Source organism: Mycobacterium sp. (genome assembly GCF_036488105.1).
Lineage (GTDB): Bacteria > Actinomycetota > Actinomycetes > Mycobacteriales > Mycobacteriaceae > Mycobacterium.
The window spans coordinates 1-9955 of sequence record NZ_DASXHW010000215.1; the positions used below are offsets into that span (position 1 = coordinate 1).

The following is a 9955-nucleotide window of genomic DNA, read 5'->3' on the forward strand; positions in this document are numbered from 1 at the left end:
AACGAAAACGTCAATGCGTTCGTCTATTGCCTGGACAAGTCCGCATGAGCGAGACCACCGAGGCTGCGCGGCGCGTCTCCCAGCCGCTGATCCCGCCGTTCCTGCCGCGGATGATCCACCGGCTCGCGCTGCCGATCGTCCTGATCTGGCTGGGCATTGTGTTCGTAACGAATACCATCGCGCCACAGCTGGAGGTCGTCTCCAAAAACCACTCGGTGTCGCAGAGTCCCAAAGACGCGGTGTCGTTCCAGTCGATGATGCGCGTCGGAAAAACATTCAACGAGTTCAATTCCGACGCCTCGGCGATGGTCCTCCTGGAGGGCGACAAGCCGCTGGGGGCGGAAGCGCACCGCTATTACGACGAGATCGTCAAGCGACTCGAGCAAGACAAGAAACACGTTCAGCACATCCAAGATTTCTGGAGTGATCCGCTGACCGCCGCGGGCTCCCAGAGCCACGACCAAAAGGCCGCGTACGTCCAGGTCTACCTCGCCGGCAACATGGGCGGCGGTCTGGCCACCGAGTCCAGCGAGGCCGTGCGCAAGATCGTGAACTCGGTGCCTGCGCCGCCGGGAATCAAGGCCTACGTCACCGGGGCGGGTCCGCTGATCGCCGATCAGTCCCACGCCGGCGAGAAGGGCGTCGCAAAAGTCACCCTCATCACCCTCCTGGTGATTCTGGTGATGCTGCTACTCGTCTATCGGTCGGTCAGCACCGTTCTGATCATGCTGTTCATGGTGTTCGTCGAATTGTTAGCGGCCCGCGGTGTCGTCGCGACGCTGGGGAACTACGGAATCATGGGCCTTTCCACGTTCGCCAACAACATGCTGGTGTTGTTGGCGATCGCCGCCGGAACGGACTACGCGATCTTCGTGGTCGGCCGCTACCACGAGGCCCGTGGTCTTGGTGAGACGCGTGAAGAAGCGTTCTACACGATGTTCCACAGCACCGCGCATGTCGTGCTGGGGTCGGGGCTGACCATCGCCGGCGCGATGTACTGCTTGAGCTTCTGCCGGTTGCCATACTTCCAGTCACTGGGCGTGCCCTGTGCGGTCGGCATGCTGGTCGCGGTCTTCGCGGCGCTGACCCTGGGCCCAGCGGTGCTGACAGTGGCTTCGTTCTTCAAGCTGCTGGACCCGAAGCGAAAGTTGCAAACCCAGGGATGGCGTCGCATCGGAACCGCCATCGTCCGTTGGCCCGCACCGATTCTCGCCATGACGATCGCGGTCGCCCTCGTCGGTCTGCTCGCCCTGCCCGGCTACAAAACGGACTACGACACCCGTCACTTCCTGCCGCCCGAGACCCCGGCCAACGTGGGCTACGCGGCCGCCGACCGGCATTTCAACCAGGCCCGGCTGAACCCCGAACTGTTGATGATCGAGACCGATCACGACTTGCGTAACTCGGCCGACTTCATCGTGCTCGACAAGGTTGCCAAAGCGGTCTTCCACATCCCGGGAATCGGTCGCGTGCAAACGATCACCAGGCCGCTGGGCACGCCGCTCGACCACAGCACCCTCGGTTTTCAGATGGGCGCGCAAGCCGCGGGACGGATCCAGACCCAGCATTACCAAGAGGAGCAGGCGAAGAACCTGCTCAAGCAAGCAGCCGAGCTTCAGAAAACGATGGCAACTCTGCATGAGCAGATGCAGGTCACTCAGGACCTCAGCAACACCACGCACGAAACCACCAAGCTCACAAAAGAAACCGTGAAGATCACCGAGTCGTTGCGTGACGACATCGCAAACTTCGATGATTTCTTCCGGCCGATTCGCAGCGGCTTCTATTGGGAGAAGCACTGTTACGACGTACCGCTGTGCTGGGCGGTGCGATCCATCTTCAACGCTCTCGACGGCATCGACCAAGTCAGCGAGAACATCGAGAATCTCAGCGCGAACCTGGACAAGCTGGACCAGATTCAGCCGAAGCTGGTGGCGCTGATACCACCGCAAATCGCCAGCCAGCAAGCAAACCTCGACACCATCATGTCGAACTACGCGACGACGAACGGGCTGAACGACCAGGCGAAAGCGCAGTCCGACAACGCCACCGCCCAGGGCGATGCGTTCGACAAAGCGAAGAACGACGACACGTTCTATCTGCCGCCGGAGGCGTTCAAGAGCCCGGATTTCGCGCGCGGTCTCAAGCAGTTCATGTCGCCCGACGGTCATGCTGTCCGGTTGATCATCTCGCATGAAGGCGACCCGGCTACTCCCGAAGGCGTCAGCCACATCGAACCGATCAAGCAGGCCGTGCACGAGGCGATCAAGGGCACCCCATGGGAGGGTGCCAAGGTCTACCTCGGCGGCACCGCCGCGACGTACAAGGACATGCACGACGGTTCCAACATCGACCTGTTGATCGCCGGAATCGCCGCGGCCACATTGATTTTCATCATCATGCTTGTCATCACCCGCAGCGTTGTGGCGGCCTTCGTGATCGTCGGTACCGTTCTGCTCTCGCTGGGCGCCTCATTCGGACTCTCCGTGCTGCTCTGGCAATACATCCTCGGGATTAAGCTGCACTGGATGGTGCTGGCGATGGCGATCATCCTGCTGTTGGCGGTCGGATCGGACTACAACCTGCTGCTGATTTCCCGGTTCAAAGAAGAGATTCACGCCGGGCTCAAGACAGGCACGATTCGCGCGATCGCCGGCTCGGGTTCGGTGGTGACGTCTGCCGGTCTGGTGTTCGCTGCCACCATGGCCACCTTCGCCTTCAGTCCGCTGAAGGTGATGGCCCAGGTAGGTACCACGATCGCGCTGGGTCTGTTGTTCGACACCCTGATCGTGCGGTCGTTCATGACGCCGTCGCTGGCCACCCTGCTCGGACGCTGGTTCTGGTGGCCGCAGCATGTGCGTCCGCGCCCGGCCAGTGTCATGCTGCGGCCGTACGGACCGCGTCCCGCGGTGCGTGAGCTGATACACCGTGACATCGAAGACGAAACTGAAGCCGGAGTCGTGGAGAAGGTCTAGTTACCTTGTGCGGCAGGCTGATTCGGCGGTCTGCGCTTCTTGGCTGGGCAGCCACAATGCCTGAATAGCCCTGCCGCTAAGTGGATTTCGGCAACGGCGTGGTATGGGCGTCCTGACCCTCGCCGAAACTCGTACCGAGCAGCGACCGCACCGCCGGGCGGGGCCCGCTCGGCCGGAGCATGGTGCTGGCCGGCCGCGGTCGGACCGGGATCGGCCACCAGAACCAGCGTCCGAGTAGTGCGGCGATGGACGGCGTCATGAACGACCGCACGATCAGGGTGTCGAACAACAGACCAAGACCGATGGTGGTGCCCACCTGTCCGATGATGCGCAAGTCACTGACCACCATCGACGCCATGGTGAACGCGAACACCAGACCGGCCGACGTCACGACCTTGCCGGTACTGCCCATCGCTCGGATGATGCCCGTCTTGAGCCCGGCGTGGATTTCCTCTTTCAATCGGGATACCAGCAACAGGTTGTAGTCGGACCCGACCGCTAGAAGGACGATCACCGACATCGCCAGCACCATCCAGTGCAGTTTGATGCCAAGGAAGTACTGCCAGACCAGTACAGACATGCCGAAGGACGCACCCAGTGAAATCGCCACGGTGCCCACGATCACGAAGGCCGCGACAAGGCTTCGGGTGATGATCAGCATGATGATGAAAATCAGGCAGAGCGAACCGATTCCGGCGATCAATAGGTCGTACTTGGACCCGTCTTTCCAGTCCTTGAACGTCGCCGCGGTGCCGGCGAGGTAGATCTTGGAATCCTCCATCGGAGTTCCCTTGAGCGCCTCCTCGGCGGCCTGCCGGATCGAGTCGACTCGCGCGATGCCCTCCGGCGATGCCGGATCGCCCCGATGCGAGATGATCAAGCGCACGGCCTTGCCGTCCGGCGAAAAGAAGTTCTTCAACGCTCGCTTGAAGTCCTTGTTCTGGAAGACTTCTGGCGGCAGGTAGAACGAGTCATCATTCTTCGCTTGATCGAATGCGTGACCCATGGCATTCGCGTTGGAGCTCATGTCGTCCATCTGATTGAAAATCCCGGACATGGTGCTGTGCATGGTCAGCATCATGGTTCGCATGTTCTCCATGCTGTCGATCATCGGCGGGAAATCGACGATCAGCTGCGGCATCAGCGAGTCGAGTTGATCGAAGTCCTTTGTCAGCACCTGGAATTTGTCGTCGATCTCGTCGACACCATCAACGGCATCGAAGATGGATCGCAGCGAGTAACAGATCGGGATGTCGTAGCAGTGCTTTTCCCAGTAGAAGTAGCTGCGCATTGGCCGCCAGGTGTCCTCGAAGTTAGCGATGTCATCGCGCAGTTCCTCGGTGACTGCCTGCATTTCCTTTGTCTCACCGACCATTTTGTGCGTGGTGTTGGTGAGTTGCATCATGAGGCCGTACATGTGCCTCATCCGGTTCATGGTGTCCTCGAGCTCATCGGCCTGCTTGAGCATGTCGTCCATGCGAGCCTTCTGGAACTTCATCGTCTGTACCTGCCCGGCGTTCTGCATGCTGAGCTGGAACGGAATAGACGTGTGCTCCATCGCGGTGCCCTCGGGGCGGGTAATCGCTTGCACGCGTGAGATTCCCGGGACGCGGAAGATGCCTTTGGCGAGCTTGTCGAGAACGAGGAAGTCCGCCGGATCGCGCAAATCATGGTCGGCCACGACCGTCATGACTTCCGGCATCAAACGGGCCTGGGAGAAGTGCCGCTCCGCTGCGTCGTATCCCTTGTTGGCGGAAATGTTGTGCGGTATGTACAGCCGATCGTTGTAACTAGTCTGGTATCCCGGCAGCGTCAGCAGTCCGATCAGCGCTACCCCGCACGCCGCGGCGAGAATGGGCAGCGGCCAGCGCACTATTGCGGTGCCTAGCCGCCGCCAGCCTCGGGTCTGGATCCTGCGTCGGGGGTCGAACAATCCGAACCGACCGCCGACCACGATCACGGCCGGAACCAGTGTCGTCGCGACGGCGACGGCGACGACCATACCGACTGCGCATGGCACACCGATGGTTTGGAAGTACGGCATGCGGCAGAAGCTCAGGCAGAAGGTGGCGCCGGCGATCGTCAGGCCGGACGCCAGCACCACGTGAGCGACGCCGTGGTACGTCGTATAGAAGGCGGTTTCACGATCTTCGCCGTGCTGGCGTGCCTCTTGATAGCGGCCGAAGAAGAAGATGGCGTAGTCGGTGCCCGCCGCAATTCCCAGCGATACCAACAGGTTAACGGCGAAGGTGGAGAGCGCGATGAGCTGGTGATAGCCGAGGAACGCGACTATCCCCCTGGCCGCGGTCAATTCGACGAAGACCGTGAGTAGCAGGCACACCACCGTCCGCACCGAGCGGTACACCAGCAGCAGCATGGTGAGAATCACCAGCATGGTCACCATGGTTATCTTGACGAGGGTGCTGTCGCCGCTGTGGTGCATGTCCGACACCAGCGCCGAGGGGCCGGTCACATAGGTCGTCACACCCTTGGGCGCGGGTGTTCGGTTCACGATGTCCCGGACGGCTTTAATCGACTGTTCGGCCAGGGTGGTGCCCTGGTTGCCGGCGAGGTTGAGTTGGACGTAGACGGCCTTGCCGTCGGGGCTTTGCGCGCCCGGCGCTGTGAGCGGATCTCCCCAGAAGTCCTGCACGTGCTGGATGTGCGCCGGATCGGCTCGCAGTTGTTTGATGATGCTGTCGTAGTAATGGTGGGCGTCGTCACCGAGTTTGTTGTCGCTTTCCAAGACAAGCATCGCGAAGTTGTCGGAGTCAGATTCCTTGAATAGCTTTCCGGTGATCTCCATCGCCTGCACCGAGGGTGCGTCTTTGGGGCTCAGGGAAACCTGGCGTTGCTCGGCGACTTGATCCAGCGGCGGGACGGCCACGCTCAGCAGGAAGATAATCGCCAACCACGCCAGGATGACGAGCGGTGCAAACTTGTGGATCATCCTCGGGAGCCGCGGCGGTCTGGCGCCCTCGGGGCTCGGCTGCCGGTTGATCATGCGCCTTTGAGAACGCAGTAGGTAAAGGCATTCACCTCGTGCGAGACATGCTCGGCTTTAACCACGTCGTCGACGATGATGCGGCAGCCCAGGGTGTTGCTGTTGCCTTGCGCCACAATGTTTCCCACGACTGACGCCGCCTTCGTCGTCAGCTTCAGCGTCCACGGCAGCGTGGCGCCGTCGACGTGCTGCGGATCGGCGTTGGTGTCGAAATAACTGATGTCGGCTGTGCTTCCCGGCGGGCCGTACACCTCGTAGGTGATCCGTTTGGGATTGAAAGGCTTACTGTCGTCGGTCGCGCTGTCGGAATAAGCAGGGCGCTTTTCAGAGCCGAAAATGCCGTGAATCCGCCACACCGTGAAACCCCCGAGGCTGATCACGATCACAATCACGAGCGGGATCCACGCCCGCTCCAGCACCCTGAAAATCGAAATCCCCTTCACCCATTGCCGCGTTACCGGTCGGCGGCGGCTGATCACCGCGACGTGCGTCGGCCTACCAGCCGAGTCCGATCAGGGCTGACGCCTAGTACCAGTGCCACAGCGACATGTCGCCGCGCGGGTAGTTCTGGCAGTTCTCGGTTTCCTTGGCGACGACGCCCTTGTTGTTCCAGAAGATCTTCATGTGATTGGGCCACGCCAGCCACAGCGGATCGGCCTGCGGGGCGTAGAAGTTGGCGGAGTAGCCCCTGCGGTCGGCCGGCGACAGCGAGTAGAACCAGTGCGCCTTGTCGATGGCGGCCTGATTAACGTTCGGGTGGTTGTTGAAGTCGATCATGTACCGCTGGTAGTACACCGGCTCGAAGTCCCGCGCGGCGGCAAGGATTTGCTCGGCGTCGCACGTCGTCGAGATCATCCGCCTCGGGATCGGGAAGTCCTCGGTCGAGTCGTTGGATGTACAACCGTCACACGGACCCAGCGGATCCGCGTGGGCGGCCTGCGGGATGAACATCGGGGCGACACAAAGCGCAAGCGCTGCGAGACCGGCGCGGACGGCACGGCTCAGACGAAAAAGACGCATGCGATCACTATAACGCTCCGATAAAGGCTGCGCCCAGGGGCTGGGAAGCTTGGCTAACCAACCGCCGGCGTGATCTCCAGGCCCACGTGAACCTTGTCGATTCCACCCCGCACGACGGAGTGCGCGTAGAACCACGGGGCGTGGTACCAGTACCGCTTGAGGACCGCGTTGTAGACCCGGCGGGTCTCCGATTTCGGCAGCACCCGGGCGACGCCTTCGACGTCGTCGCTCTTGGGCTTGCCCAACGGTCCGCTCTTGGCGATCGTCACCCGCGGAGTGTTTTTGATCCGCTTGGTCTTCCACGAACCGTCGTCGGTGATCACCAGAAGCTTGTCGCCCTCCGGCACACCCCAGATCGCGGTCGGCTTGGGCCGACCGTCCTTGGTAAAGGTGGTCAAGAGCAGGTACTTGGACTTGATGACGTCGTGAAAGCTGGTAGGCACACCTCCCTTTATAACGGTGGGGCCCTGGTCACGCCGAACGCGTGACGCCGATCCGGACTCGGCCTACTGTGTCGTCATAGCCAAGGACGAGTGCAGATGAACCCCCACGACGAGTCCGACACAACACTGGAAGACCTTCGCGGCGATCTGGCGCTGCGGTACAAGTGGACGCCCAGCGGAGGAACCTCGGTCGACCCTGCTGTGGTCGAGGCCGATATGGCGGCGCTGGACCGCGACGGCTACGTCATCTGGGAGAACCTGCTCACCGCCGAGCAGTGCGCGCAGATCCGCGACGTCGTCAATCCCTGGCTCGGGCACACCGGACGCAACTCGTTCGAGGGGCGGCAGACTCAGCGGGTTTACAGCGTGCTGAGCAGAACGCGGGTCTGCGATCCACTTGTCGACCATCCGCGGGTGCTGGCCGTGCTCGATCGGCTGCTGATGCCCAACTACCTGCTCTCGGCGTTGCAGGCCATCAACATTCAACCCGGCGAGGCCGCGCAGCTGGCCCACCACGATGACGGCTTCTACCCGGTGCCCCGTCCCCGCGAGCCGTTAGCGGCCGCGACGATCTGGGCGATCGATGACTTCACCGTCGACAACGGCGCGACCGTCCTCTACCCGCGTAGCCACACCTGGGGCAAGCGGCGGCCAGGCCCGGACGACGAGGAGGTGCCAGTCGTCATGCCAGCCGGCTCGTGTGTGTTCTTCGTCGGGACCCTCTGGCACGGCGGCGGAGCCAACTCCAGCACCGCCGACCGCCTGGCCGTCACCGCGCAGTACTGCCAACCCTGGCTACGGCCGATGGAGGCCTTCACCCTGTCGGTGTCGCGGGAGACTGCGCGGACTGTGTCCGACGACATCCGCCGCATGCTCGGCTACAGCATCCATCCGCCGTTCGTCGGCGCGGTCGACGGTCTACACCCGCTCAGGCTGCTGGAAGACCAGTAGCGCGCCGCCGTCGGCAAAAGGATGGCAACATTCGGGTCATGACTAGACCCAACGTCGGTCGCATCGTTGCCGGTGCGTCACTGATGGTTTTGGCCGTTCTCACCGCTCCTGCCGGCGTTCCTGTCGCCGCAGCCGATGGATGCCCGGACGCCGAAGTGGTGTTCGCCCGCGGCACCGGCGAGCCCGTCGGTCCCGGCGGGCCCGGCCAGGCCTTCTTCGACTCACTGACCTCGCAACTTCCCGGCAAGACGGTGAATCTCTATCCGGTCAACTACCCGTCGACCACCGATTACGCCAACAGCGCCAAGGCCGGCGCCGTCGACGAGGTCGCCCACGTTCAGGGCACCGTCGCCAGCTGCCCGAAGACGAAGGTGGTGATTGGCGGGTATTCGCAGGGCGCCGGGGTGGCCGACCTGACCAGCCATCAGCTGTCCCCACAGGTCGCCAATCACGTTGCGGCCGTTGCCCTGTTCGGAAACCCGCAGAGCAGCTACGCAAAGGGACTGGCGGACAACCAGATTCCGGCGCTCGACCCCAGCTACAGCCCGAAGGCCATCGACATCTGTCTCCCCAACGACAACATCTGCGCCGAAGGCGGCACCATCATCGCCCACCTTGGCTATGTCCCCGATGCGACCAACCAGGCCGCGACGTTCGTAGCACAGAAGCTCTAGCGCTACTTCTCCCGGTCGGTATCTTTGCTCGGCTGAACACGTTTCGGCTCGCCCAGCATCTTCGGGGTGCCGAGCCGTTGAGCGTTGTTCTTACTAGGCAAAACACAGGTTTCTCGGTGGCGTTGTACTCCGTGTTATCGGGCGAATTTTCGCGCCCATTCCGAGGGTTCTTGCCGCCTTGCCGTCTCCGTTGATTGGCTCTCTCGGGCGGCCCGATACCTTTTTGCTGTCAACAGTGAAAGGGTGCCATTTCAAACGCGATCCTCTGACCGCCCGGACCTGTGTGACGGCGGCGGCGTTTAATGATCGACATGACTCAATCTCCAGGTCCGGAAGGCAACAGGCCACCGCCTGGGATAAAACCGGCGCCCCCGCTACAGGCGTTGACGTGGACCGGGCTTACCGAAGGCCGTTGGTCGCTAGTCGTCACGAAAGAGACAGGCTCTATCGCGGCCTCGTTGAGTCCTATCGAGCATGCCTGGAGCGATAACCGGGAGTATCTGATCGGAGCACTCAAAGAAGGCTGGTGGCTCGCCCTGGAAGTCGACGGCCAGATAACCAGTCTGGCGTCGCCCTTCCCTTCCGAAGAAGCTGCTAAGAGGCAGGCGGAGGCGTGGGAGGCCGACCACAGGTAGCCGCCCCGTTCTCTCCTCGGGGCGGCCAGAAGGTCGCTTTTCGCCTAACCGCGCTGGGATCTATCGGAGGCCGGGCGGCGTCCATGCCCGGCCGCTAGCGACTTGCGCGGGGGCGCGGTGCTTACCGCGACGTGTTCACCTAACGGCCGTAGCGTGGGCGGGGATCCCGTAAGGAGGGCCAAATGGCCGAGTCTGAGTCAGGCGACAACATCGCCGCTCTGCTTACGCTGGAGTGCCGCGACCATCACTACTG

At 62.2% G+C, this 9955-nt stretch carries 7 protein-coding genes; 3 read left to right on the plus strand and 4 right to left on the minus strand.

Annotated elements, in window-relative coordinates; translation table 11 throughout:
* Positions 1 to 44: 44 nt before the first annotated feature.
* Positions 45 to 2975 carry an MMPL family transporter gene (locus tag VGH54_RS11590; RefSeq protein WP_331512135.1) on the plus strand — a complete coding sequence of 977 codons (2931 nt, stop codon included), beginning with the start codon at positions 45 to 47 and terminating at the stop codon, positions 2973 to 2975.
* Positions 2976 to 3051: 76 nt separating this feature from the next.
* Here the strand turns inward: VGH54_RS11590 and VGH54_RS11595 are convergent, their stop codons facing one another.
* The 4 genes from VGH54_RS11595 to VGH54_RS11610 form a co-directional block, all read right to left on the minus strand.
* Positions 3052 to 5979: an RND family transporter gene (locus VGH54_RS11595; RefSeq protein WP_331512136.1), complete on the minus strand. Its 2928-nt coding sequence runs from the start codon at positions 5977 to 5979 to the stop codon at positions 3052 to 3054.
* On the minus strand, positions 5976 to 6398 hold the full coding sequence (locus VGH54_RS11600; protein WP_331512142.1) for an MmpS family protein: 423 nt from the start codon (positions 6396 to 6398) through the stop codon (positions 5976 to 5978). The genes VGH54_RS11595 and VGH54_RS11600 overlap by 4 nt, the downstream gene beginning before the upstream one ends.
* 106 nt (positions 6399 to 6504) lie before the next feature.
* A complete protein-coding gene (locus tag VGH54_RS11605) occupies positions 6505 to 6999 on the minus strand; it encodes a DUF5078 domain-containing protein (protein ID WP_331512137.1) in 495 nt (164 codons plus the stop codon).
* 53 nt (positions 7000 to 7052) lie between these two features.
* Complete coding sequence (locus tag VGH54_RS11610) at positions 7053 to 7442, minus strand: PPOX class F420-dependent oxidoreductase (protein WP_331512138.1); 390 nt, start codon at positions 7440 to 7442, stop codon at positions 7053 to 7055.
* 96 nt (positions 7443 to 7538) lie between these two features.
* Between VGH54_RS11610 and VGH54_RS11615 the strand changes: the two genes are divergently transcribed.
* Positions 7539 to 8393 (plus strand): phytanoyl-CoA dioxygenase family protein, encoded by an 855-nt coding sequence (locus VGH54_RS11615; RefSeq protein ID WP_331512139.1) that lies wholly within the window; start codon positions 7539 to 7541, stop codon positions 8391 to 8393.
* A 38-nt stretch (positions 8394 to 8431) separates the two neighbouring features.
* Positions 8432 to 9067, plus strand: coding sequence for a cutinase family protein (locus VGH54_RS11620; RefSeq protein ID WP_331512140.1), 636 nt, complete (start codon positions 8432 to 8434; stop codon positions 9065 to 9067).
* The last annotated feature ends 888 nt before the right edge of the window (positions 9068 to 9955 follow it).

Coding starts and splice junctions, on each gene's coding strand:
- VGH54_RS11595 (WP_331512136.1), bottom strand. CDS start 5,979: ATGATCAACCGGCAGCCGAGCCCCGAGGGCGCCAGACCGCCGCGGCTC.
- VGH54_RS11620 (WP_331512140.1), top strand. CDS start 8,432: ATGACTAGACCCAACGTCGGTCGCATCGTTGCCGGTGCGTCACTGATG.
- VGH54_RS11590 (WP_331512135.1), top strand. CDS start 45: ATGAGCGAGACCACCGAGGCTGCGCGGCGCGTCTCCCAGCCGCTGATC.
- VGH54_RS11605 (WP_331512137.1), bottom strand. CDS start 6,999: ATGCGTCTTTTTCGTCTGAGCCGTGCCGTCCGCGCCGGTCTCGCAGCG.
- VGH54_RS11615 (WP_331512139.1), top strand. CDS start 7,539: ATGAACCCCCACGACGAGTCCGACACAACACTGGAAGACCTTCGCGGC.